Origin of the sequence: Agromyces mediolanus (assembly GCF_044917495.1) — a bacterium.
In the GTDB taxonomy this organism is placed as follows: domain Bacteria; phylum Actinomycetota; class Actinomycetes; order Actinomycetales; family Microbacteriaceae; genus Agromyces; species Agromyces mediolanus_B.
The window spans coordinates 50,101-72,422 of record NZ_JAVSSI010000004.1; the positions used below are offsets into that span (position 1 = coordinate 50,101).

Annotated in this window: 23 protein-coding genes; 15 read left to right on the forward strand and 8 right to left on the reverse strand. The window is 68.6% G+C overall.

What is annotated here, in order from left to right; all coding sequences use genetic code 11:
• Positions 1–34: 34 nt before the first annotated feature.
• A complete protein-coding gene (locus ROT00_RS07340) occupies positions 35–181 on the forward strand; it encodes a hypothetical protein (RefSeq protein ID WP_404773616.1) in 147 nt (48 codons plus the stop codon).
• A 30-nt stretch (positions 182–211) separates the two neighbouring features.
• Here ROT00_RS07340 and ROT00_RS07345 read toward each other — a convergent pair whose 3' ends face one another.
• The 5 genes from ROT00_RS07345 to ROT00_RS07365 all read right to left on the reverse strand — a co-directional run bounded on the left by ROT00_RS07345 (position 212) and on the right by ROT00_RS07365 (position 5,280).
• Positions 212–1,072, reverse strand: a complete 861-nt coding sequence (locus ROT00_RS07345) for a hypothetical protein (protein ID WP_404773617.1) — start codon at positions 1,070–1,072, stop codon at positions 212–214.
• 53 nt (positions 1,073–1,125) lie between these two features.
• Positions 1,126–1,851 (reverse strand): helix-turn-helix transcriptional regulator, encoded by a 726-nt coding sequence (locus tag ROT00_RS07350; protein WP_404773619.1) that lies wholly within the window; start codon positions 1,849–1,851, stop codon positions 1,126–1,128.
• A 63-nt stretch (positions 1,852–1,914) separates the two neighbouring features.
• A complete protein-coding gene (locus tag ROT00_RS07355; protein WP_404773621.1) occupies positions 1,915–2,955 on the reverse strand; it encodes a hypothetical protein in 1,041 nt (346 codons plus the stop codon).
• Positions 2,956–3,475: 520 nt separating this feature from the next.
• Positions 3,476–4,990 carry a dGTP triphosphohydrolase gene (dgt, locus tag ROT00_RS07360; protein ID WP_404773623.1) on the reverse strand — a complete coding sequence of 505 codons (1,515 nt, stop codon included), beginning with the start codon at positions 4,988–4,990 and terminating at the stop codon, positions 3,476–3,478.
• A gap of 41 nt (positions 4,991–5,031) precedes the next feature.
• A complete protein-coding gene (locus ROT00_RS07365) occupies positions 5,032–5,280 on the reverse strand; it encodes a hypothetical protein (RefSeq protein WP_404773625.1) in 249 nt (82 codons plus the stop codon).
• 284 nt (positions 5,281–5,564) lie between these two features.
• Between ROT00_RS07365 and ROT00_RS07370 the strand changes: the two genes are divergently transcribed.
• Both ROT00_RS07370 and ROT00_RS07375 read left to right on the forward strand, forming a co-directional pair.
• Complete coding sequence (locus tag ROT00_RS07370) at positions 5,565–6,410, forward strand: serine/threonine-protein kinase (protein ID WP_404773627.1); 846 nt, start codon at positions 5,565–5,567, stop codon at positions 6,408–6,410.
• Positions 6,410–7,603 carry a hypothetical protein gene (locus ROT00_RS07375; protein WP_404773629.1) on the forward strand — a complete coding sequence of 398 codons (1,194 nt, stop codon included), beginning with the start codon at positions 6,410–6,412 and terminating at the stop codon, positions 7,601–7,603. Before ROT00_RS07370 ends, ROT00_RS07375 begins: the two co-directional genes overlap by 1 nt.
• Here ROT00_RS07375 and ROT00_RS07380 read toward each other — a convergent pair.
• Entirely contained in the window at positions 7,596–8,366 is a 771-nt protein-coding gene (locus ROT00_RS07380) for a hypothetical protein (RefSeq protein WP_404773631.1), read from the reverse strand. The genes ROT00_RS07375 and ROT00_RS07380 overlap by 8 nt on opposite strands.
• A 55-nt stretch (positions 8,367–8,421) precedes the next feature.
• Positions 8,422–8,739 carry a metal-sensitive transcriptional regulator gene (locus ROT00_RS07385; protein WP_404773633.1) on the reverse strand — a complete coding sequence of 106 codons (318 nt, stop codon included), beginning with the start codon at positions 8,737–8,739 and terminating at the stop codon, positions 8,422–8,424.
• 95 nt (positions 8,740–8,834) lie between these two features.
• Between ROT00_RS07385 and ROT00_RS07390 the strand changes: the two genes are divergently transcribed.
• The 3 genes from ROT00_RS07390 to ROT00_RS07400 all read left to right on the forward strand — a co-directional run bounded on the left by ROT00_RS07390 (position 8,835) and on the right by ROT00_RS07400 (position 12,409).
• Positions 8,835–9,158, forward strand: a complete 324-nt coding sequence (locus tag ROT00_RS07390; protein ID WP_404773635.1) for a heavy-metal-associated domain-containing protein — start codon at positions 8,835–8,837, stop codon at positions 9,156–9,158.
• The gene (locus ROT00_RS07395) at positions 9,155–11,452 is read left to right on the forward strand and encodes a heavy metal translocating P-type ATPase (RefSeq protein ID WP_404773637.1); all 2,298 of its coding nucleotides are present in this window, start codon (positions 9,155–9,157) and stop codon (positions 11,450–11,452) included. Before ROT00_RS07390 ends, ROT00_RS07395 begins: the two co-directional genes overlap by 4 nt.
• 144 nt (positions 11,453–11,596) lie before the next feature.
• On the forward strand, positions 11,597–12,409 hold the full coding sequence (locus tag ROT00_RS07400; RefSeq protein WP_404773639.1) for a hypothetical protein: 813 nt from the start codon (positions 11,597–11,599) through the stop codon (positions 12,407–12,409).
• 27 nt (positions 12,410–12,436) lie between these two features.
• On the opposite strand, the gene ROT00_RS07405 is transcribed toward ROT00_RS07400, so the two are convergent.
• Positions 12,437–13,861: an MFS transporter gene (locus ROT00_RS07405; protein WP_404773641.1), complete on the reverse strand. Its 1,425-nt coding sequence runs from the start codon at positions 13,859–13,861 to the stop codon at positions 12,437–12,439.
• Positions 13,862–14,057: 196 nt separating this feature from the next.
• On the opposite strand from ROT00_RS07405, the gene ROT00_RS07410 reads away from it, so the two are divergent.
• From ROT00_RS07410 to ccsB, 9 genes are all read left to right on the forward strand, one after another.
• Complete coding sequence (locus tag ROT00_RS07410) at positions 14,058–14,501, forward strand: hypothetical protein (RefSeq protein ID WP_404773643.1); 444 nt, start codon at positions 14,058–14,060, stop codon at positions 14,499–14,501.
• Between the two features lie 93 nt (positions 14,502–14,594).
• On the forward strand, positions 14,595–15,185 hold the full coding sequence (locus ROT00_RS07415; protein WP_404773645.1) for a DUF305 domain-containing protein: 591 nt from the start codon (positions 14,595–14,597) through the stop codon (positions 15,183–15,185).
• Positions 15,186–15,532: 347 nt separating this feature from the next.
• Positions 15,533–16,171, forward strand: coding sequence for a M23 family metallopeptidase (locus ROT00_RS07420; protein ID WP_404773647.1), 639 nt, complete (start codon positions 15,533–15,535; stop codon positions 16,169–16,171).
• Positions 16,172–16,188: 17 nt separating this feature from the next.
• The gene (locus tag ROT00_RS07425) at positions 16,189–17,385 is read left to right on the forward strand and encodes a M23 family metallopeptidase (RefSeq protein ID WP_404773649.1); all 1,197 of its coding nucleotides are present in this window, start codon (positions 16,189–16,191) and stop codon (positions 17,383–17,385) included.
• On the forward strand, positions 17,378–18,298 hold the full coding sequence (locus ROT00_RS07430; protein ID WP_404773650.1) for a F510_1955 family glycosylhydrolase: 921 nt from the start codon (positions 17,378–17,380) through the stop codon (positions 18,296–18,298). The genes ROT00_RS07425 and ROT00_RS07430 overlap by 8 nt, the downstream gene beginning before the upstream one ends.
• Positions 18,299–18,303: 5 nt before the next feature.
• Positions 18,304–18,906, forward strand: a complete 603-nt coding sequence (locus ROT00_RS07435; protein WP_404773651.1) for a redoxin family protein — start codon at positions 18,304–18,306, stop codon at positions 18,904–18,906.
• Positions 18,899–19,831, forward strand: a complete 933-nt coding sequence (lgt, locus tag ROT00_RS07440) for a prolipoprotein diacylglyceryl transferase (RefSeq protein ID WP_404773653.1) — start codon at positions 18,899–18,901, stop codon at positions 19,829–19,831. The genes ROT00_RS07435 and lgt overlap by 8 nt, the downstream gene beginning before the upstream one ends.
• Positions 19,828–21,438 carry a cytochrome c biogenesis protein ResB gene (resB, locus tag ROT00_RS07445; RefSeq protein WP_404773654.1) on the forward strand — a complete coding sequence of 537 codons (1,611 nt, stop codon included), beginning with the start codon at positions 19,828–19,830 and terminating at the stop codon, positions 21,436–21,438. Before lgt ends, resB begins: the two co-directional genes overlap by 4 nt.
• Entirely contained in the window at positions 21,435–22,313 is an 879-nt protein-coding gene (gene ccsB, locus ROT00_RS07450) for a c-type cytochrome biogenesis protein CcsB (RefSeq protein ID WP_404773656.1), read from the forward strand. Before resB ends, ccsB begins: the two co-directional genes overlap by 4 nt.
• The last annotated feature ends 9 nt before the right edge of the window (positions 22,314–22,322 follow it).

Below are 22,322 nucleotides of genomic sequence, written 5' to 3' on the forward strand. Positions count from 1 at the left end.
GTCTGCTCAGCCTGCGCTTCGTAACGTCATAGTCATGAAGGTGTCGATCATCGCGTCGAACCCGCCGACGGGTGACGCGGTCGTCATCGAAGGCGAGGGCGACGATGAGGCCTCGGCGACCGCTGCAGCAAAGGCCAAGGCTCCCCCGGGATGGCGGGTGCTGAGCATCCGCCGGGTGTGACCTCCACGTTCGCGGCGCCTCGCGGATCAGTCAGTTCGCGCGACCGAACTCGTCGAGCCACTCGTTCATCGCCTCCTCCACAACCTCCCTTGGCAGCACGCCTCGGTAGTGCCGCACCGCGAGGTCGACGAGTGGCTCCCGGATGACAAGCAACCGCTCACGGCCCGTTCGGACGGCGACTGCGATGGCCGGTTCATACTCTCCGCGGTCGAAGGTTTCCCTCACTTGCCCGGGTGCGCTCGTCGCCATGAGCCGGTACATGTCTGCGGCGTCTTTGGTGCGGAGCCGTTCGGGGTTCCGCACGCGTTCGCGTTCGTCGAGCCGGTCGAAGAGCTTGTACGCCTTCGCGCACAGTAGGGCGCCGTGGCCCGCGACATAGGCGTCGACGCCTTCGCTGGTGTCGAGTTTCCCGACTCGCATGATGGACCGGTCGATGACGGTCAGCTCTGTGCCTGCGGTCTTCGAGACGGCGCGTGCACCGTGGGGTCCGACTTTCGCGGCGCGTCTGCCCGGGCCGGCCAGGGAGGCTGGCGCGATGAGGTCGATGGTGAGCCGGTCGTGGAGGTCCCGGTCCCGCTCACTCACCAGTCCCCATACCCCTGGGCGAACCTGGCTCGCTTCCTCGAGGCCAAGGTCGCGGAGAGTCGCTCCCAGGAGGGGTTCGGCGCTGAGCAGTTCCGGAGTCACTCCGAGGTCGGCGTCCCGGGTCGCGTCGCTGACAAGGTATGGCTCGAGCGCCTTCGTCCGCTCGAGCACTGCGTGTGCTCCGACGACGGTGAGGGCGTCGCGCTGCGGCTGAAGTTCCTTCAGGACATCCACGAGGAGCCCACGGGATCGGATCAGGTCGAGACTGTGGATCGGCGTGAGGGTGACCTCGGGCGCCGAGTTCATGACCGGGACGAAGCGTCCGACTCGGCTCCGTGGATGGTGCGCGGGGTTCCAGCTCATCGGCGTGCCGCCAGTCTGGCGGCGTACGCGTCGGCGCGGTCAGCGACGCGGCCCCCTGACGCGTACGCATCGATGAGGGCTCTCGCGGGGGTGGTCACACAGGCGCCGAGCTCGGTCGGAATGGTGTCGAGGTTCGCGGGACGCGGGATCGCCGTCACGGTCGGGCGGTATGGTTCCGCTTCCGGCAGCGGAAGGTCCCGGGGGTCGTCGACGTACACTGTGATCCCGCTCGGGTCGATGTCGTCGAACCCGGCGGGACCGGTGATCACCGGGTTCGCACCGGCTGCGGTGAGGTCGTTGAGAACTTCCGCGAGTGACCTGTCCAGGAGGTACTTCCGTGCGCCGCGTCGTGTGGCAACTTCGCTGGCGAGGCCAGCGAGGGCAGCAACCCGTGCCGGGTCCTTCGCTTGTCCCAGCTCGTCGAGCAGACCAGCCCTCGCCCACGACCACGTCCATGCATCATCTCGGCGTTCCGGTCGGGATTCGAGCGCGTTCGTCGCAGCCTCGATGACTGTCTCGTCGCCCAGGGAGCTGAGCGAGTCATCGAGCTTGAACCCTGCAGCGGCGAGGATCCTTCCGAGGAGCGTCCAGGTCGGGTCGAGGTCCCCGCTTTCGATGCGCCCGACCGTCGACGAGGCGACGTCGGCTGCGCGAGCAAGCTCGGCGCGTGTGTAGCCGGCGAGCAGGCGCGCCTGCTTCACCAGAGACGCCGCTGACTTCATCCGAACCTCCTATGCGTATCCGCAATTCTAGCGCATATGCGCGGGTGGATGTCCTGTCCAGGTCTATGCGCGGTCGGGCCTCGAGGTGCAGCCGAAGGCAAGGACGACGGCGACGCCACCGATGGCGGAGAGCATCACCACACCGCTTGCCATCTCCTCGGACCAGCCGAGCCCGTACGCGGCGGCAACGGTGAGGAGCTGCCCGGTCCAGAGGAGCACGGGCAGTGTCGCGGTTGCGACGAGCTCGACCGCCCGTGCGGGGAGGCGGTGCCGGATGGCGACAATGAGGCCGTCGACAAGGGCAGCGGCGACGAGGGCGGAGGCGATGCTCGCGGGGTTCTGGAAGCCGGTGAGCGAACCGGCATACGCGGCGATGGCTGCGACGAGGGCGGTGACGGCTCCGGGGAACCAGGATCGGGTCCGGAGGAGGTAGACCATCGGAGCGACCAGCAGGATGGTCGTCGTGAGGAAGCTGCCGAGGCCGGCGGCGGCGAGCCCCTCCGCGATGTAGTGCGCCTCCGTGCCTTCCGGCTCGTGAGCGACCGGCATGGTCGGCGCATCGCTGAGGAATGCCGACAGGAAGCTCAACGCGAACGCGGCGACCGCGGTGATCCCGACGACCGCGAGCAGCGCTGGGACCCGCGCGGCCGTTGACCCGGCATCCACCCGCCTTCTGGATGCGAGCAGCGGTCCGCTGAGCAACAGCGTGCCGCCGGCGAACAGCATCAGATGCGAGGGGCTGAGGAGCGCGTCGATGCCGAACTCGACGCCGAACGCGATGTGCCAGAACATGTCGAACACGCCACCCACTGCGAAGAGGGCGGCGCCGGCCACCGCAGGCCGGTACCCGGCAGGGATGACGAGCGGCCATCGGCCGTTGCTTCGACGGGCTGCACTGCGGCTGATGACGACGAGCCAGACGACCATGAGCGTGAGCCCGCCGTAGAGGAACGCATGCCATGGGGTGAAGAACGAGTCGGGCAGCCCAAGGATGTGCGCGCGCCCGTCGGCGTACACGGCGGAGACGACGACGAGCCCGAGAAGCGAGTGCACGAGATCTTCGGCGACGGTGGTGACTGGTCGGGTCGCGGTGTCCACGTCCATGCCGCCACGGTATACCCGGGCCGGGTATACGTCAACGGCGGTTCGATGCGGATCTCGCGAGGATTTGCCGCGCTGAACACAGTGAACACAGCTGGACACAGGAGCACATGATCCAAAACTTCCGCCCAGTTGCTGGGCGAGAGGGGCCAAACACAGTGAACACAGTTACTTACTACTTCTTCTTCAGGAAGAAGAAGAAGAAGAAAGAAGAAGGGCCACTGTACTTACTTCTCTCCAGCCTTATGGATGGGAGATCCACATTTCACTGTGTTCACTGTGTTTCGAATGAAAACCCCTGGTCAGTAGCTGAAAATTCGGACACAGGAGCACTGTGTTCAACTGTGTTCACTGTGTCCGATGCTGAGAGCTTCCTGAGCCGCACGAGGACCCGCCGCAGGGTAGGTGGGGAGAGAGCGAGACCGGTACGGCCGGCAGGCGCGGAGGACACGCGAGACGTGGGAACCTAAGCCGCCGAATGCCTATCCCCGGCAGCATCACCACGAGAACGGAGGCGGAACGGTCAGTTCGGCATGACGCCGAGCGCCGACATGCCAGGGATCTCGGTCCCGGCGAACCATTGGGAGCGCAGGAGCGCTTCGGAATCGCTCATACCGCAGATGTAGTCGCAGATGGCCCGGAGGTGCTCATCCCCCAACACCATCGCGGCGTACAGCGCTTCCACCTCTGCCAGCGTTTCCGGCGCCGTTCGCCGCTCCGGCTTCGGTCGTTCGGGCACTTTCTGGTCCGCGACGCCGAGGAAGTCATGCAGCTCCGGCGGGATGGTCTTCGGGTCGGGTGCGGACTCCAGCCAGCTCTTCGCTTCCGCGTAGAGCGAGGCCATCGCGGCCGTCTGACCCTTCTGGATGAGACCCACCCGCGGGCTCGAGACGAGGTACTCCCGAGTGATGACCTTCAACGCCTGCAGCCGATGCCACGCGTCGACGTCGAGGGAGATCTGCGGTCCGCCTTCGAACCGCGGCTCCTCGCGGATGTCGATGCGGGCGAAGAAGTACCCGACGAGGCTGGCGAGCTCGCGACGCAGGTTCGCCTGGTAGTCGATGCCGTCGGAACTGGTGATGTCCGGGAACTGGTCGGTGAGCAACTCGAACACGTTCCCGAGCTCAGTCCGGTACACCTCGGGGTCGAACAGTCCCCTGTAGTCGGCCGCGAGCTTCTTCCCCATCGCGCTGAACGGGTTGCCCTTCACCGCGGTGACATCCGCATCCGGGGGCAGCAGCTCCATCGCGCCCAGCGCCGCAATGGGGAAGCGCAAGTCGATGGCACCGGCCCCACAGAAGTCCTCGAGGTCATGGACGGCGTAGGCGATGTCATCGGCCAAGTCCATGACGCTCGCTTCGAGCGTCTGTCGACCGTTGTCCCAGTCGGCGTCCAGCACGCCACGCCGGCAGCTCTCCAGCTCGCCGACCTCGGTGGCGTAGGCCCCGAACTTGCTCTTTCCGGGCTGTCGGGTGAAGGGGTACTTCTGGATGGCCGCGAGAGTGACGTTCGTCAGGGAGAGCCCGCGGACGCCGGTTGCGCGCAGCTCCAGCCGGGTGACGATGCGGAACGACTGGGCGTTACCCTCGAAGCCGTCGAGCAGGCCGTCCAGCCGCAGCAGCCGGTTCAGCTGCTCCTCCCCCGCATGACCGAACGGCGGGTGGCCGAGATCGTGCGCGAGGCCGGCCGCCTCGCACGCGGTGACGTCGAGCCCTCCCGCACGACGGATGATCTCGGCGACGCGCGGCTCCTCGTCGGCGCGGCGGACGACGTACTCGGCGATCTCGCGGGCGATGGTCGCGACCTTGTAGGTGTGCGACGCGCGCGAGTGCATCCGCGTCGCAGTCAGGTCCGGCGAGGTCACCTGCGTGACCCCCGCCAGCCGGCGCAGGTACGGGCTGTAGCTCAGCCGCCCGCGGTCGCGTTCGGTTTCGGTGCGGACATCGCCCTCGTCACGCTCGCGAAGGCCGTTGCCCAAGGTGCTGTATCGCCGCTCGTACGCATCTTCACGGCACAGCGAACCGTCCTTGAACCGCATGAGCCCGAGCGGGCCCTCCTGCCAGGCCGGGCGCGGAATCGTCAACGAGCGGGGGTGGTCAGGCGCATGGTGGACTGGTTCAGCCGCACCCGTCCGACGGTCTTCGCGTAGGTCAGACCGTACTTCGCCTCCGACACGAGAATGTTCATCTCTTCCGCGACCTGCTTCAGCGCCTGAGCGGTGCTCAACGGCTCGTCGGCGTCGCCGATGACCTTGACGAAGGTGTCCGACATCTGGTCCAGCACCTTGACCTGCTCACCATGCGGGAGACTGTCCACGCTTCCGCCCACTGTCGGCCCCCTTCTCATCGTGCATCGCTGCAGTCCGGCCAGCTTCGCGTCTCGGGAGGACGACAAGTATCCCCCAATTCGAGGGGGCGATGGATGGTCGGGCCACGGCGTCTACCCCCAGTATGGCACGCCCCAGCGACCATACCAGCCGTGGTCAGCAGCCGTTTTCGGTCACGACGCAGCCCGTGCGCGGACGCCCACGCGGGCGAAGTCAGAACCGGGTCCGGTGCTCCGGTACGGGTTAGCATCCTCTGACCATGCATGTGCATGGACGGGGAGGGATTGTGGCGGACACCATCGACGCAGATGAGCTGGCCGGGGCCTTGGACGGCGCCGGCGCGACGCTGCTCGGCGCTGGCACGTTCGGGGAGACGTGGCTCGTCGACGGGGTCGACGTGGAGGGGGTCCGCAGTTCGGTGGCGGTCAAGGTGCTGCACGCCGAACGCGTGAACCCCGACCTCGTTCGGCGGGAGGTGCACGGGCTGACGCTCGTGCGGATCCCCCAGATCGTGGAGCTGCTGGAGGTTCGCGCGTTCGAACTGACCGGCGGTCACCGCATCGGCCTGTTGTTCGAGCATGTCCCGGGCGGTGACGCCGAATCCCACATCGTTGCCGGGCGGCATCCTTCCAGCGATGAGCTCTGCGTGTTCGCGCGGGAACTCATCACCGCTCTCGACGCGTTGCACGGGCACGAGGTGATCCATCGGGACGTCAAACTCGCGAACATCGTGCTGCGTGACGGGCGATGGGATCAGCCCGTCCTCATCGACTTCGGATTGTCGAAACGACTCGCCGACTCGAGCTTCACCATCGGTCCCGGCCCGGTGGGCACGCCGCCGTACATGGCGCCGGAACTGCTGCGCAGCGAGCCGGCACGGAAGTCCGCGGACCTGTGGGCGTGTGGCGTCGTGCTGTACATGCTGGCCGCCGGCCGGTTCCCGTACTTCGATGACGCGACCGGCCTGACGGTCGATGACCTCGCAGACATCGTCGTCGGGCCGCCGAGGCCCTTGCCAGACGGGCTGCCCGAGGACCTCGAGAGGTTGATCCTTCGTCTCCTGGAGCAGGAGGAGTACCGGCGTGGCAGCGCGAAACGTGCTCTCGCGGATATCGAAAGGATGGGCTGGTGATGGCAGCTGGCAAAGTAGGTGCGCCGCTGACGGAGATTCTCGCCGGCGATGTCCCGGTGTTCCTCGTCCACAAGGGCGTGCAGAACGCGAAGCGCCTCGGTGAGGTGTTCGGAGCTCTCGGGACCCTGCACGGAGACACGCTCGGCATCGGGACCATCGCCCGGCTCCCGAACGAGCGGTCCAACATCGTCGAACGGTACCTCAAGGGGCACCGCAACGTGCCCCTCCGGCTGGCGGACCCGGAACTGCACCGCGCTCCCGGGTCCGGCTGGGAGGGCGCCGGCCCCCTCACCGGGTACGCCGCCAAGTGGGAGTACCTCGCGACGGTTCCGGACCGGCCGAAGAACCGGTGGGTTCGTTCCGTGCTGAAGGCCCAGGCTGACCACGGAGCATCCGCGCTGCTGTCCGCGAGCGGGTGGGTGAGTGAGGTCGAGGCAACGAAGTCGCTGGCTCGAGCGATGACGTTCGTCTCCGAGAGTCGCGAGATCGCTGAGGACCGACCGATGTTCGCGTCGTTGACACTCGACGGGCGTTGGCTCTCCGACCCGGGTCTTCGCGGGAAGCTCCTCCACGAGATGGTGGAGAGCCCCGAGAAGAACTGGTATCTCAGGTTCTACTGGCCGGAGATCCAAGTGCGGTACGGCCAGCTGACCGACCCCGCGATCCTCGAGGGGTACAAGGAACTCGCCACCACCGCCGCGGTCGAGGACCGTACGCTGCTGCTCCCGGGCACCGGCCTCACCGGTTGGGTGGCGTCTGCGCTCGGGGCGACCGGCTTTTCCACGGGGACCTCGTGGGGTGAGCAGGCATTCTCGAAACCACGCGTGATGGGCGGCCGGAAGGGCATGCGGCCACCGCCCCGGGTCCCGCGCTACTTCGACTGGGCGCTGCTGCACACCGTCGAGTACCAGGAATACCTGCGGCTGCGCGAGCTCGACGGCCATGAGGACTACGAGAGCCCGTTCTCACTCGAGCTGGAAACCCACGGTCATGCGCACGACCTCAACGGGCTGCACTACCTGATGGCAGCGGCGGCCCTGCAGGCAGAACTGAACGCCAGGCGCCCGTCAGTGGTCGCGCTTCGCCGGGTGCGGTCGGCGAAGTCGTTCCTCGACGGGTTGCGGCGCCTGGACCAGCCTTCCGGCCAGAACCGGCCGCAGCATCTGGATGCGTGGGAGGACCTGCTCAGCTGATCGGTGCCGTCCACCCGAACACCGGGTAGATCTGGCCGTCCGATTCACCACGAGCGCGCATGTCGAGGCATCGTTCGGCGATGAGCATCCGACCGACCATGGTCTGATTTCGGGTGAGCACCCGTTGCGGTCGTACGAGTACGCGGCACCGCCCGGTGTCGGCGCCGACGGTGATGACCCCGATGCCGTTGGCCGCGATGGCGTCGAGCTCGGCGAGCATGCTTGCCGTCGCTGCGTGGTCCACCGCGATATAGGCCGCGTCCGCCGACAGTCGCTGCCGGCGGGCCTGCGCCACGGCACGGGTCCAGTCGCGGAGCTTCGCCTCCACGGTGACCACGCGCCGAGCAGCCCAGAGCGCGTCCGGGTGCCGCCGGATGCGTCCATCGTCCGTGCGGACCACCCAGTTCTCCCCTTCGAGCAGCGGCAGCACGGCACGGCGGACGTAATCGCGCGTCGCGCGCATCCGTTCGGCGAGCTCGCCGAGGTTGAGTGCCTCCTGCCCGAGCGCGAGGACGGCACGGACTTCGACATCGGTGCTGAGCGGGGTGATCCCGGCCTGGTCGCGGCGGGCGAGTGCGGCTTCATCGAACCGGATCGCCGCGAGGTCCGGGATCCCATGCACGGCCGGGACTTCGCGGTAGGTCTCGACCGCGGCGCGGTACTCGCGGCCGAACGCCAGCTCGGGGATGGCAGCACGCAGCGCCGGAAGCATGTCGGCCTCATACCGGAAGCGCGTCCCGCGCCGTGCAGCAGTCGTCGTCATCTTGGCCCCTTGGGTCTCCCGGAGTTTAACACCGGGGTCCGACCATCGGTGGGATTCAGGAACGCACGAGACGAGCGATGGCGGCTGAGGCTTCCTTCAGCTTCTGCTCGGCTTCGTCGCCGCCTTCCTCGGCCGCGACAAGGACGCAGTGGGTGAGGTGGTCGTTCAACAGTCCGAGCGCGACGGCTTCGAGCGCACTGGTCATCGCGGACACCTGGGTGAGGATGTCGATGCAGTACTTCTCGTCGTCGACCATCTTCTGCAGCCCGCGCGCCTGCCCTTCGATGCGCTTGAGCCGCCGCAGGTAGTCACCCTTGTCGGTGATGTATCCGTGGGTCGCGTGTTCAGTGTGCGTCATGGCCGTGCCCTCCATGCTGACATCCTCTCATTCCAGGGTTGACACCCTACCCGGTGGGGGTATAGTTAATCGTACCCCACGGGGGTACTACCGACAACTAGGAGTTCCACATGTGCGACAGCAACGGCAACCACGACACCTGCACCTGCGACACCACGGCCGGCCACGAGCATGACCACTCCGGGCACGAGCACGGCCACAGCTCGGCCGCGGTGACCGCCGAGTACGGCGTCGAGGGAATGACCTGCTCGCACTGCGTGTCCAGTGTCACCAAGGAGCTCAGCCAGCTCGAGGGTGTCACGAACGTCGACATCGACCTGGTCGCCGGCGGGATCTCCCGCGTGCGGGTCGGCAGCGACCGTACGCTCGACAACGACGTGGTCGCGGCCGCGGTCGACGAGGCCGGCTACGAGCTCGCCGCCCTGCCACGATGAGCGCGCAGCAGGTTGAGCTCAACGTCGGTGGGATGACCTGCGCGTCTTGCGCGACCCGCATCGAGAAGAAGCTCAACCGGATGCCCGGCGTGGAGGCGACCGTCAACTACGCCACGGAGAAGGCGAGTATCGCCCTGCCCGACGGGTTGAGCGTGGACGACGCCATCGCGACCATCGAGGCGACCGGGTACACGGCGGCGCGACCCGCTCCGCCCGTCCCGGCCGATGACGCCGAAGCACCGCGTGATGAGATGAGCGCCGAGGTGGTCTCGCTTCGGCGTCGGCTGATCATCTCGGCGGTGCTGACCGCCCCGGTTGTGGCGATGTCGATGATCCCGGTGCTGCAGTTCACGAACTGGCAGTGGCTTGCGCTCACCCTCGCCGCCCCGGTGGCGGTGTGGGGCGCGTGGCCGTTCCACCGGGCCGCGTGGGTGAATCTCCGGCACGGGGCAGCGACCATGGACACCCTGATCAGCGTGGGTGTGCTGGCCGCGTTCGGCTGGTCGTTGTACGCGCTGTTCTTCGGGATGGCGGGGATGCCCGGCATGACGATGACGTTCGCGTTGTTCACTCCACCCGGGCACGGCAGCGACGAGATCTACCTCGAGGTCGCTGCCGCGGTCACGGTGTTCATCCTCGCCGGCCGGTACTTCGAGGCGCGGGCGAAGAAGCGATCCAGCGCCGCGATCACCGCACTCCTCGAGATGGGTGCGAAGGAAGCGACCGTCCTCCGCGACGGCATCGAGGTCCGGGTGCCTGCGGGGAGCCTCGTCGTCGGCGACCTGTTCGTCGTCCGCCCCGGGGAGAAGGTCGCCACCGACGGTCAGGTCGTCGAGGGCAGTTCCGCGGTCGACGCGAGCATGCTGACCGGCGAGTCCGTGCCGGTGGAGGTGGGCCCCGGTGATGACGTGGTCGGGGCGACCATCAACGCGGGCGGCCGGCTCATCGTCCGCGCCACCCGCGTGGGCGCCGACACGGAGCTCGCGGTGATGGCTCGGCTCGTCGAGCAGGCGCAGACCGGGAAGGCCGAGGTGCAACGCCTCGCCGACCGGGTGTCCGCGGTGTTCGTGCCCATCGTCATCGCGCTCGCGCTCGGGACGCTGGCGGTGTGGCTACTCATCGGCGCCGGCCCCGAGGTGGCGTTCACCGCGGCTGTCGCGACGCTCATCATCGCTTGCCCGTGCGCGCTCGGCCTGGCCACTCCGACGGCGCTGCTGGTCGGTACCGGCCGGGGTGCGCAGCTCGGGATCCTGATCAAGGGGCCGCAGATCCTCGAGTCGACTCGTCGGGTGGACACCATCGTGTTGGACAAGACCGGCACGGTCACGACGGGGCGGATGTCGCTCACGGACGTGATCCCCGCCGGTGGCGAAGACCAGTCCGAGGTGCTCCGGCTCGCCGGCGCCGCCGAAGCCGGTTCGGAGCATCCCATCGCAGCGGCCATCGCCGCGGAGGCGCAGGCGCGCCTGGGCGGGCTGCCCGGGCTGGAGTCGTTCGCCTCCGAGCAGGGCCTCGGCGTGCAGGCGGTCGTCGATGGGCACCTGGTGGTCGTGGGACGACCGGCGTGGCTGACGAGCAGCTGGGGCATCGACGTGCCCGAGGAACTCACCGCCATCAGCAGAGGTTTGGAAGGGCGAGGCCGCACCGCGGTCACTGTCGCCTGGGACGGGAAGGCTCGCGGTGTGGTCGCCGTGTCCGACACGGTGAAGGCGAACTCCGCCGAAGCGGTCGCTCAGATGAAGCGGCTCGGGCTCACCCCGATTCTGCTCACCGGTGACAACGAGCGGGCGGCTCGCGCGGTCGCCGCCGAGGTCGGCATCGACGAGGTCCGGGCGGAGGTCCTCCCGGCGGAGAAGGCGGATGTCGTCGCGGAGCTCCAGGCGCGCGGCCGAGTGGTCGCGATGGTCGGCGACGGGGTGAACGACGCGGTCGCGCTGGCGACCGCGGACCTCGGGATCGCGATGGGCACCGGAACGGACGTCGCCATCGAGGCGAGCGACCTGACCCTGGTCCGAAGCGACCTCATCGCGGTCGTGGACGCCATCCGGTTGTCCCGGCGCACGCTTGCGACGATCAAGGCGAATCTGTTCTGGGCGTTCGCGTACAACGTGGCAGCCATCCCGGTCGCGATGCTCGGCATGCTGAACCCGCTCGTCGCCGGCGCGGCCATGGCGCTGTCGTCGGTGTTCGTCGTCAGCAACAGTTTGAGGCTCCGCAGCTTCCGCGGCATCGCCGACGGCACCCGCCCGACGCAAGCCGCCGCGTCGGAGCGCGAGCCGGCCCTCGCCAGCTGATCGTGGTGAAGCGGGGTGCTACCCGACAGGACGGCACCCCGCTTCGTCATGTCGCCAATCGGATGAGTTCGGCGTAGCGACGGGACGCTCGACACTCCGCCTGTGGGTGGGGTCCACGTCGGTGGCGCAGCGTGAGAATGAGTCATGCCCGCCGATGCGCCTTCGCTGATTCCTCCGGTGCTTGCTGAGCTGTACGCGGTTGTGCTGCGAAGCGAACGCAGTGGGGTCCGCGTGTTGTGGGGGCGGGAGGACCAGTGCTGGTTGCGTTCGAGCAGCTGGGGGCAGCCCGGCTTCGAGAAGCAGGAAACGGCTGAGCCTGCGGGCGCCGGTGAACGTCTGTTTCGTTCCGGCCCTCATGTCCCGGCGGTCGAGGATGTCGCCGCGGCCGCGGCCGTCGCTGAGACGTTCCGTGCCGCCGGGTTCTGTCAGTGGTGCGAACGGGATGAGCTCGTGGTGCACGCTCTCGTTCCCGATGTGTGGGATGAGCCTCGTCTGTACTGCATCCTCCGTCCGCATCCGACGGCGGTGGCCTCATCCGGTGGCGGGGGCACGGTCAAGCACTTCGGGAGCCCGTTCGGCTGCACGCACGTCGGGACGTCGAGCATCTGGCAGGAGGGATACGTCCCGGTCGGGCATCACCTGTACGGGGAGCCGTTGACGACGCTGGATGTCATCGAACGCGAGTGGTGCGCGAAGTGCGTGAACGCGGCGCACAACGGCCGTGAGTACGTCCGTGGGCAGGCGGCCGAGCGGCTCGGCCGGGTGCCGACGGACGAGGAACTGCGGCAAGCGATGAAGGAGAGTGACCGCAGGCGTTCCCGCGGCGCGCAGATCAGGTACCTCTTGGATGAGGTTGATGGGCGCGGCAAGAAGGAGCTGCTCCTGGAGATGCGGGCCGGCATGATGGGGCAGTCGGTCGAGGACTACCAGCGCATGGCGAAGGAGCGCGGGTGGTAATCCCGCGCTCCTTCGCCGCATGAATGCCTACGCGGTGGTCGTGGCCAGTTCCGGCTCTGCGGTTGCGGCCCGCCCGCGGAGGGTGGCGGCGGCGAGGATACCGCCGAGCACCGCGACGGCTGCTGCGCCGATGAACGCGGCCGCGTACCCTGCGGTGAGGTCCTCCGCGGTGCTCCCTCCGGCGGTGATGGTCGAGCTCAACGCGGTGAGTGCAGCCAGACCGACGGCGGACCCGATCTGGTAGCTGGTGTTCACGAGTCCCGAGGCCACACCGGTCTCCTCGGGGCGGGCGGCCCCGATGGCAGTCCCGAGCGAGGGCACGAATGCGAGCGCCATCCCGAACGCGGCGACAAGCGAGGCAGGCAGCACGTCCACGACGTAGCTGCCGTCGGGGCGGGCGAACGCCAGCCAGACGAGACCGGCAGCGAGGAATGCGAACCCGGCGACGATGAGCGCCTTGGCGCCGAACCGGGCGAGCAGGCGCGGCGCGACGAGCGTCATCCCGAGGACGATGAGGAGCGTCATCGGCAGGAGCGCTGCTCCTGCGGCGAACGCGCCGGCGCCGAGCACCTGCTGCAGGTACAGGTTCAGGAAGAACCACATCGGCACCCAGGCGCCGCCGAGCAGAAGCTGGGCGACGTTCGCTGCCCCGAGCTGCGGGGCGCGGAAGATGCCGAGGCGCAGGAGCGGCTGTCGCGAGCGGGCCTGCACGATGAAGAACAGGATGAGCAGGACCGCGCCGGCGCCGAGCGCGATGACGGTCTCGGCGGCAGCCCACCCGGCCTCCGGGGCTCTGACGATGCCGTAGACGAGGGCAGCGAGTCCCGCGGTCCCGGTGACGGCGCCGAGGATGTCAACGGAGCCCTGCTGGCCGGCGATGGCGGGCAATGCCACCGGGGTGAGGAGGATCACGAGGGCGGCGATGGGCACGGTGATGTAGAACACCCAGGGCCAGCTGGCGTACTCGGTGAGGACACCGCCGAGGAACACTCCGGCGGTGCCGCCGATGGGAGCGGCCGCACCGTACACCGCGAACGCCTTCGGGAGGTCCGAGGTTCCACCGAACAGCGCCATGAGCAGGGTAAGCGCGGCGGGGGCGATGAGTGCGGCGCCGGCACCTTGGACGGCGCGTCCTGCGATCTCGACGGCGACGTTCCCGGCGGCGCCGGCGAGGACGGATCCGGCGGCGAGGATCACCCAGCCGGTGATGAACATCTTCCGGGCGCCGAGGAGGTCGGAGAGCCGCCCGCCGAGGAGGAGCAGGCCGCCGAAGGCGATGACGTAGGCGTTGAACACCCAGGACAGCGACTCCGGGGAGAACCCGAGCGCAGCCTGCATGTCCGGGAGTGCGACGCCGATGATCGACGTGTCCATGATGACGACGAACTGAGCTGCGGCGATGAGGGCGAGCCCGAGCCACCGGCGTGGGGTGCCGGTCGTTGACGGTGACATGTGCGTTCCTTTCACGAATACCTGATAGGGGTATACGCTATACCCCTCCCGGGTATAGCGGTCAAGCCTCGAGTCCGGACACGCCGTACGCCCCGTCACCAAACTCTCAGGCTCACCAAGACCCCTCTGGGGTACGCTGTGGGGGTATTCGCGACTGGCGAGTCGTGGTGCGCGATGCGTGGAGGAGGTGCGCCGCATGCTGAACGTGCTCCGTTCCATGCCGCTGCCGCGCTTTCGCTTGCTCCGGAACACCCTGCTGAGCACCCTGGGCATGGCGGCCATCGTGGTCGGCCTGCTCGCCATGCATTCCGCCGGAGCCGAGCACGCGAATCTCGCCGAGGTGAGCGCGGTCAGCGCACACTCCCACGCGACCGCCCCTGACGGCGCCGACACGCTCATGGTGTCCGGCGGTCTCCACTGCGACAACGACTGCATGCAGGGTGTCATGGACTGCGCCCTCATGGTGATGGGCTGCGCGATGCTGCTCACCTTCGCCGCGCTCGTGGTCTTCGCTCACCGGCCTGGCATGTTCCAGGCGCTCCTCGACGCCGGCGGGCGCCTGGTGCGGGCCGTGCGCAACGCGGTCCCTTCGCACACCCTTCGACCCGACCTCGTCGTTCTTTCCATCAGCCGGACCTGAACCGAACCCGTCTCCCGCCGATGTGCGGTGCGGCTTCGCCGCGCCCGTCGGCGGTCCCGGTTCGACCACTCCGACGATGAAAGAACGAAACTGATGCTTCGTGCACGCAAACTTCTCCTGACCGCCGCCGCCGCCGCGACCGCGCTCGCCCTTGCCGGCTGCACCGGCGGGTCCATGCCCGGGATGGACATGGGCTCCGAGCCGGCAGCCTCCGACTCGCAAGCGGCGAGCGTCAACAACGCGGACGTCATGTTCGCGCAGATGATGATCCCCCACCACGAGCAAGCCATCGAGATGAGCGACATGCTCCTCCAAAAGGACGGCGTCGATCCGCGCGTCACCGAGCTCGCGACCAAGATCAAGGACGCTCAGCAGCCCGAGATCGACCAGCTCCGCGAGTGGCTGGACCAATGGGGCGAAGACGAATCCCCCATGAGCGGGATGAACCACGGCGGCGGGATGATGTCCGACGACGACATGGCGGCACTGGAAGCCGCGACTGGCGCGGACGCCGCCAAGCTGTTCCTCGAGCAGATGGTCGCCCACCATCAGGGTGCCATCGAGATGGCCCAGACCGAGGTCGACGGCGGCAAGAACACCGGCGCCATCGCAATGGCTCAGAGCATCATCGACACGCAGACCGACGAGATCACCACGATGCAGGAGCTCCTCGCGAGCCTCTGACCCCCAGACCGGGCGCGCGAACGGCCCCCTCGCTCACGCGTCCAGGAAAGGTGGGGCCCCTCACGTGCCGAGGGGTCCCACCCCATCCCACGGATCTCAAGGACTGAACATGCGTACCCTCTCCCCCTGCACGTCGGTGAGCCGCCATGGCTGAGCACTCGACGATGACCCGCCGCGCCCTCCGCGAAGCCGAACGCTCCCGCCCCCGCCGGCGCAGCACCTACTCCCCTGCCCCACCGGCGCCCGCCCCGACACGTGCAGCCGCGCCCGCGACCCGCACCGCCGGGGCCCGACCGAAGCGTCGATTCGCGCCCGCGTTCGCACTGACGGCGGCCACCCTGATGTTGGTGAGCGTCACGATCCCCGCCATGGCCGTCGACCCCACCCGGCGGGCGTACGCGATCCCGGTCACCCAGACCGACGGCGGCGAATCCCAGGACCTCATCGTGGGTTCGGGGGTGACCGCCAGTTCCATCGAGGTCGATTCGTACGTCGCCGGAAAGGCAGCCACCACTGGCGACTACGCGCAGACCGCGTCGACGTTCGTGAACTACTCCGGCGCCATCCAGTGGCCGTTCCTGACCGGCGTGCCGATCAGTACCGACTTCGGGCCCCGTGTACCGCCGTGTGCCGGCTGCTCCAGCTTCCACAAGGGCATCGACATGAACCCTGGTGACGGGTCCCCCATCCAGGCCATCGCCGCCGGGGTCGTCCGTGAGGTGTCCGCCGTCGACAACGGTGGCCTCGGCGTGTACGCCGTCATCGACCACATCGTGGACGGCGAACAGGTCAGCAGCGTGTACGCGCACATGCGGGAAGGAAGCCTCGCCCTCTCGGTCGGGCAGGTGGTCGCTGTTGGCGACCTTGTCGGGAACGTCGGCAACACCGGCCAGTCGACCGGTCCGCATCTGCACTTCGAGATCCTCCTCGACGGGGTCACCCCCACCGATCCCGTCGCCTGGTTGACCGAACGGGTCGTCCCATGACCCGCGCTGCCCGGCCGGTGCTCGGCGGCGTCGCGCTCTCCGTCACGCTCCTGCTCACCCTGAGCGGCGGCCTCGCCCCGGCGACCGCGTCGAGCGACTACCCGTCCTGGCAGGACGTGCAGAACGCGCGGGCATCCGAGTCGCAGAAGCAGGCGCAGATCGCCGAGCTGCAAGCACTGATCCTCTCCCTCACCGCCGAGGCGCGCGCCGCCGAAGAGCTCGCAAGCCGTCGCGGCGAGGAGTACGAGATGGCGCAGGGCAAGTTCGACGAAGCGACCTACAAGGCGGACACCCTGCAGGCCGAAGCCGACGACGCCGCCGCCAGGGCCGACGCGTCCGGTCGGACCGCCGGGCAGCTCGCGGCGATGATGGCCCGGACCGGGGCATCCGACCCGACCCTGACCATGCTCATGGACGCCGGCGCCGCCGATGACCTGCTGGCCCGCCTCGCGTCGATGGACAAACTCACCGAACGCATCTCCCTCGTCTACCAGGCCGCCGACGCGGACAGGAACACCGCCGACGCTCTCACCGAGCAGGCCCGCCTCGCGCAGAGCCTGCTCGGCGAGCTCGCCAAGCAGGCGGAAGACGCCCTGGCTGCAGCCATCGCCGCGCGCGAGGAAGCGAACCGGAAACTCGTCGACCAGCAGGCGAACGAGGCGACCATGCAGGCGCAGCTGGCCGTCCTCACCGACAACCGGGAAGCCACCGAGGCCGACTACGAGAAGGGTGAAGCCGCCCGCCGGGCCGCCGAAGCCGCACGCGGTGGCGGGGACGGGGGCCTGGACTCGGGGCAGTTGAGCGACCAGGGCTGGGCGCTGCCGGTCTCCGGGTGGATCAGCGACTCCTTCGGTCCCCGCCCGAACCGGCCCGTCGCTGGAGTCGGCGCGTTCCACTACGGCACCGATATCGCCGCAGGCTGCGGCCGGTCCGTCTACGCCGCAACCGGCGGCACCGTCGTGTATGCGGATTGGCTCGGTAGCTACGGGCTGTGGGTCCTCATCGACCACGGCAACGGGGTCCAGACCGGGTACGCGCACAACAGTGCACTGCTGGTCTCCCCCGGTCAATGGGTGCCCGCCGGAGCGAACATCGCCGAAGTCGGCACGACCGGGGCGTCCTCCGGCTGCCACCTGCACTACGAGGTCCGCGTCGACGGCGCCCGAATCGACCCAGAACCGTTCATGAGCAACAGAGGAATCACCCTTGGCTAAGCCGACCCGCATCGTTCTCACCGGCGCAGCGCTCGCGCTCACCCTGACCGGGTGCGCCGCCGGCGGCAGCGACCCCGCGACCCCGTCCGACCCGCTCGGGCACGTGCACGGACTCGGCCTCGACCCCGCATCCGGGGAGACGTACGCCGCCACCCACGACGGGGTGTGGCTGCTGCCAACCGACCAGCTGCCCGGCTCCTACCCGGCCGAGGACGCCGCCTCCACCGGCGCCCCGCGCAAGATCGGGGGGAACAGCCAGGACACGATGGGGTTCACCGTCGCCGGCCCCGGTCTCCTGTACGCGTCCGGGCATCCCGCCCCCGGCGAGCAGACCGAGCTTCCCACCCCGAACCTCGGGCTCATCCGCAGCACCGACCGGGCGAACACTTGGGAGAGCGTGTCGCTGTCCGGCGAGGTCGACTTCCACGACCTCGACACCGTCCCGCTCCCAGACGGACAGACGCGCGTGTACGGGTACGACGCGACCGCCGGCGTCATCCGGGTGAGCGACGACAGTGGGACGAGCTGGCAGGAGCAGGCTGCCATCGACCTGCGGGACCTCGCGGCGGACCCGACGAACCCGGACCGGCTGTACGCCACCACCTCGAACGGGTTCCTCATGAGCGAGGACCGCGGCGCAACGTTCGACCGGGTGGAGGGCGCCCCACCGCTCTACCTCGTCGACGTCGCCGACGACGGCGGCGGGTTCGTCGGCGTCGACGTCACCGGGCAGATCTGGAGCTCCGACGGCCGCTCCTGGGTCAAACGCGCGATGGTGCAGGGCACGCCGGAAGCGTTCGCCTACGTCGGCGGGGATGACGAGCACTGGGTCCTCATCGCCGACGAACGCGGCATCGTCGCCACCCCCGACTACGGCGAGACGGTCACCGTGCTCACGACGAACGAAGGGTGACCGGCATGCGAACCAGACCGATCTGGCTCACCGCCGCAGTCGCGGGCGCACTGGTACTCACCGGGTGCACGACGAATGATTCCCTCGCCGAGCAGTACCGGGCCGGCGACGGGAAAGGCTACGTCGCCGGTGACGGCACCATCACCGAGATCCCCGCAGCCGAACGGGGCGAGCGGGTCACCTTCAACGGGGAACTCGAAGCCGGCGGAACCACCGAATCGAGCACCTACCTCGGCCAGGTGATGGTCGTGAACTTCTGGTACGCGGGCTGCGCGCCATGCCGGGCCGAAGCCCCGCAGCTGGAGACCCTGTCACAGAAGTACCGCGACCAAGGCGTGGTGTTCCTCGGCGTGAACGTCCGCGACCAGGCGGGCACCGCCATGGCGTTCACGGACGCGTACGGAATCACCTACCCGTCGATCCTCGACGTGAACGACGGAAACGCGCAGCTCGCGTTCAGCGGCACCGTCGCCCCGAACGCGGTCCCCACCACCGTCGTCCTCGACCGGGAAGGGCGGGTCGCGTCCCGCATCCTCGGGCAGCTGCAGGACGAGAGCATCCTCGACACCCTGATCGCCTCAACGCTGGCGGAGACCCCCGATGTTTGAGCTCGCCACCGGGATCCCAAGCCCCGACATCAACTCGTTCCAGCTGGGCCCGTTCACCATCCGCTTCTACGCCCTGTTCATCCTGGCCGGCATCGTCCTGGCGGTATGGCTGACCTCCCGCAGGCTCACCCGCCGCGGCGCCGCCGCCGGCGTCGTCCTCGACATCGCCTTGTGGACGGTGCCGCTCGGAATCATCGGCGGACGCCTCTACCACGTGATCACCCACCCCGGCGACTACTTCTACCCAGGCGCCGACCTGTGGAAGACGCTGTACGTCTGGGAAGGCGGGTTGGCGATCTTCGGCGCCGTCCTGCTCGGCGGGGTTGGCGCGTTCATCGGGTGCCGACGAGCCGGGATCCGATTCCTCTCGTTCGCCGATGCCCTTGCGCCCGGCCTGCTGCTCGCCCAAGCGTTCGGCCGGTTCGGCAACTACTTCAACCAGGAACTGTTCGGCACCCCCACCACCCTGCCGTGGGGGCTGCACATCGACCCGTCGTCACCGGCGTTCCCCGAGGGGCTGCCGGCGGACACCTTGTTCCATCCGCTGTTCCTGTACGAGATGCTGTGGAACATCGCCGGCGCGACCCTCATCCTGCTCCTGGAACGGAAGGTCAGCCTGCGCTGGGGCAAAGCGCTCGGGCTGTACCTCATCATCTACGGCGCGGGGAGGGCCTGGTTCGAGTCGTTCCGGCTCGACCCGACCGAATTCCTCCTCGCCGGCGTGAAGATCAACCTCCTTACCGCGGCCGCCATCGCCGTCGCCGGCGCCGTGCTCATCATCGTCCAATCGCGCCGGCACCCAGAACCGGAGCCGGGCGTGTACCTGCCCGGGCGCGCCCCTGCAGCGGGCCCGGGCACGGCGGCCGCCGACCCGGCACAGACCGGCGAACGCATCCACACGGACGGGACTGACCAGGTCCCATGACCCGCCCGCTCGACCACATCGACACCTCGCCGGCACTCGTCGAGGTGGATGCACCGCGACTCGGGCCAGCAGGGTGGGCCCGGTGGGGATGGCGGCAGCTGACCAGCATGCGGACCGCCCTGCTGCTCCTCCTCGCTCTCGCCATCGCCGCCGTACCGGGCTCGCTCGTCCCCCAACGCAGCGCCGACCCGAACGGGGTCACACAGTACTTTCGGAACAACCCGTCCCTCGCCCCGGTGTTGGACGCGGTCGGCATGTTCGACGTGTACACCTCGGTGTGGTTCTCCGCGATCTACCTGCTGCTGTTCGTGTCGCTGATCGGCTGCATCATCCCCCGCACCCTCCACCATGCCCGTGCCCTCCGTGCCGCCCCGCCGCGGACCCCGGCGAACCTCGCCCGCATGCCCGGCCACCGCCAGACGACAATCGAGCAGACGGCCGAGGACGACGTCGTGGCCGCGGCCGTGCAGGTGCTCCGCGCGAACCGCTACCGGGTGACGAGCTACGAGCTGTCCACCCGTGACGGGGTGGTGCGCTCAGTGAGCGCCGAACGCGGATACCTGCGCGAGACCGGGAATCTCCTCTTCCACACCAGCCTCGTCGGCATCCTCGTCGCTGTCGGGGTAGGCGGCGGGTTCGGATTCACCGGGCAGCGCGTCGTCGTCGAAGGGCAGTCATTCGTGAACAGCCTCGCCAGCTACGACTCGTTCAGCCCTGGCCGGTTCTTCGACGTGAACGGCCTCGACCGGTACTCGCTCGGCTTGGACTCGTTCACCGTCGACTACGAGCAGCAGAACCTCGACGCGCTCGGCCAACCCGTCGACTACACGGCCGGCGTCACCGTCACCACCGCCGACGGGACAACGCGGCCGGGCACGGTGAAGGTGAACGCGCCGTTGCGGGTCGGTGCGACCGACATCTACCTGCTCGGGAACGGGTACGCGCCCCGCATCACCGTGCGGAACCCCGCCGGCGACGTGGTGTTCGCCGATGACGTCCCATTCCTGCCGCAGGACGCGAACCTCACCTCCCTCGGCGTCGTGAAAGTCCCGGACGGGCTCGCCCAGCAGCTCGGCCTGGTCGGCTTCTTCTACCCGACCCAGGATGAGCTCACCACCGGGGCTTACGTGTCCGTGTACCCGGACCTCACCTACCCGGTGCTGACCCTGAACGTGTACAGCGGGGACCTCGGATTGAACGCGGGCGCACCGAAATCCGTGTACGCCCTCGACACCAGCACCCTCACCCAGCTGACCGGTGGTGACACGGGCATCGACTCCCTCGAACTGAAGCCCGGGCAGACCCGGGACCTGCCGGCCGGGCTCGGCACGATCACCCTGGACAGCGTGCCCCGGTTCGCGTCGTTCGAGGTGCATTCCGACCCGGCGCAGGGGTGGGCGCTGCTGTTCTCGCTCGCCGTGCTCGCCGGGCTTCTTCTGTCCCTGTTCGTGCCCCGCCGCCGCCTGTGGGTGAAAGTCACCCCGCAGGGTACCGGTGTCCGCGTCGAGTACGCGGGTCTGGCCCGCGGCGACGACCCGCAACTGGACGCTGCCGTCGCCGCCCTCGAGAAGGCCCATCTGGCCGCTGTCACGAAAGTCCGACCATGAATCTGGATGCCCTGTCGGTGGTGCTGCTGTACTCGGCGATGTCCGTGTACGCACTCGCGTTCATCGCGTACGCCCTGGACCTCGCCACTCGCCGCGCCCCCGTCCCCGCGGCCGCGGGCGTCCCCGCCGACGCGACTGCTGAGGCTCCGAGGCTCGGCCGGGTGGCGCTCGCCCTGCTCATCCTCGGCTGGCTGCTGCACCTGGTGTCTGCGGCGTTCCGCGGCTGGGAGGCGGGCCGGCTCCCCTGGGCGAACATGTACGAGTTCTCCCTCACCGGCACCTTGATCATCATCGGCGTGTACCTCATCCTGCTGCTCGTCGTCGACATCCGCTTCCTCGGCACCTTCGTCACCGGGCTGATGCTCGTGCTCCTTGGCATTGCGGCAGTCCGCTACTACGTGCCCGTCGTCCCGTTGCAGCCGGCGCTGCAGTCGTACTGGCTCGTCATCCATGTGTTCGTCGCCCTCACCGCGACCGGGTTCTTCGCAGTCGGCGCCGCGCTCTCCGTCACCCAGCTGCTGCAACGCACCAGGCGCGGCAGGCGGCTGCTCGCCGCGCTGCCGGACTCGGAGCAGCTGGAGACGGTGGCGTACCGGGTGAACCTGGTCGGGTTCATCCTGTGGACGTTCACCCTGATCGCCGGTGCCATCTGGGCCGAACGAGCCTGGGGGCGGTACTGGGGTTGGGACACCAAAGAGGTGTGGACCTTTGTCGTCTGGGTCCTCTACGCCGGATACATCCACGCTCGCGCGACCCGCGGCTGGCGGGGCACCCGCTCTGCCTGGCTCGGACTCATCGGGTTCGCGGCAGTCCTGTTCAACTTCGGCGTCGTCAACGTCTTCTTCACCGGCCTGCACTCCTACTCAGGCCTCTAACCGCAAAGG

Excerpts from the sequence above, each read along its gene's own strand:
- ROT00_RS07340 (WP_404773616.1), top strand. The coding sequence starts at position 35 with ATGAAGGTGTCGATCATCGCGTCGAACCCGCCGACGGGTGACGCGGTC.
- ROT00_RS07345 (WP_404773617.1), bottom strand. The coding sequence starts at position 1,072 with ATGAACTCGGCGCCCGAGGTCACCCTCACGCCGATCCACAGTCTCGAC.
- ROT00_RS07350 (WP_404773619.1), bottom strand. The coding sequence starts at position 1,851 with ATGAAGTCAGCGGCGTCTCTGGTGAAGCAGGCGCGCCTGCTCGCCGGC.
- ROT00_RS07355 (WP_404773621.1), bottom strand. The coding sequence starts at position 2,955 with ATGGACGTGGACACCGCGACCCGACCAGTCACCACCGTCGCCGAAGAT.
- dgt (WP_404773623.1), bottom strand. The coding sequence starts at position 4,990 with ATGCGGTTCAAGGACGGTTCGCTGTGCCGTGAAGATGCGTACGAGCGG.
- ROT00_RS07375 (WP_404773629.1), top strand. The coding sequence starts at position 6,410 with ATGGCAGCTGGCAAAGTAGGTGCGCCGCTGACGGAGATTCTCGCCGGC.
- ROT00_RS07380 (WP_404773631.1), bottom strand. The coding sequence starts at position 8,366 with ATGACGACGACTGCTGCACGGCGCGGGACGCGCTTCCGGTATGAGGCC.
- ROT00_RS07385 (WP_404773633.1), bottom strand. The coding sequence starts at position 8,739 with ATGGAGGGCACGGCCATGACGCACACTGAACACGCGACCCACGGATAC.
- ROT00_RS07390 (WP_404773635.1), top strand. The coding sequence starts at position 8,835 with ATGTGCGACAGCAACGGCAACCACGACACCTGCACCTGCGACACCACG.
- ROT00_RS07395 (WP_404773637.1), top strand. The coding sequence starts at position 9,155 with ATGAGCGCGCAGCAGGTTGAGCTCAACGTCGGTGGGATGACCTGCGCG.
- ROT00_RS07400 (WP_404773639.1), top strand. The coding sequence starts at position 11,597 with ATGCCCGCCGATGCGCCTTCGCTGATTCCTCCGGTGCTTGCTGAGCTG.
- ROT00_RS07405 (WP_404773641.1), bottom strand. The coding sequence starts at position 13,861 with ATGTCACCGTCAACGACCGGCACCCCACGCCGGTGGCTCGGGCTCGCC.
- ROT00_RS07410 (WP_404773643.1), top strand. The coding sequence starts at position 14,058 with ATGCTGAACGTGCTCCGTTCCATGCCGCTGCCGCGCTTTCGCTTGCTC.
- ROT00_RS07415 (WP_404773645.1), top strand. The coding sequence starts at position 14,595 with ATGCTTCGTGCACGCAAACTTCTCCTGACCGCCGCCGCCGCCGCGACC.
- ROT00_RS07435 (WP_404773651.1), top strand. The coding sequence starts at position 18,304 with ATGCGAACCAGACCGATCTGGCTCACCGCCGCAGTCGCGGGCGCACTG.
- lgt (WP_404773653.1), top strand. The coding sequence starts at position 18,899 with ATGTTTGAGCTCGCCACCGGGATCCCAAGCCCCGACATCAACTCGTTC.
- resB (WP_404773654.1), top strand. The coding sequence starts at position 19,828 with ATGACCCGCCCGCTCGACCACATCGACACCTCGCCGGCACTCGTCGAG.
- ccsB (WP_404773656.1), top strand. The coding sequence starts at position 21,435 with ATGAATCTGGATGCCCTGTCGGTGGTGCTGCTGTACTCGGCGATGTCC.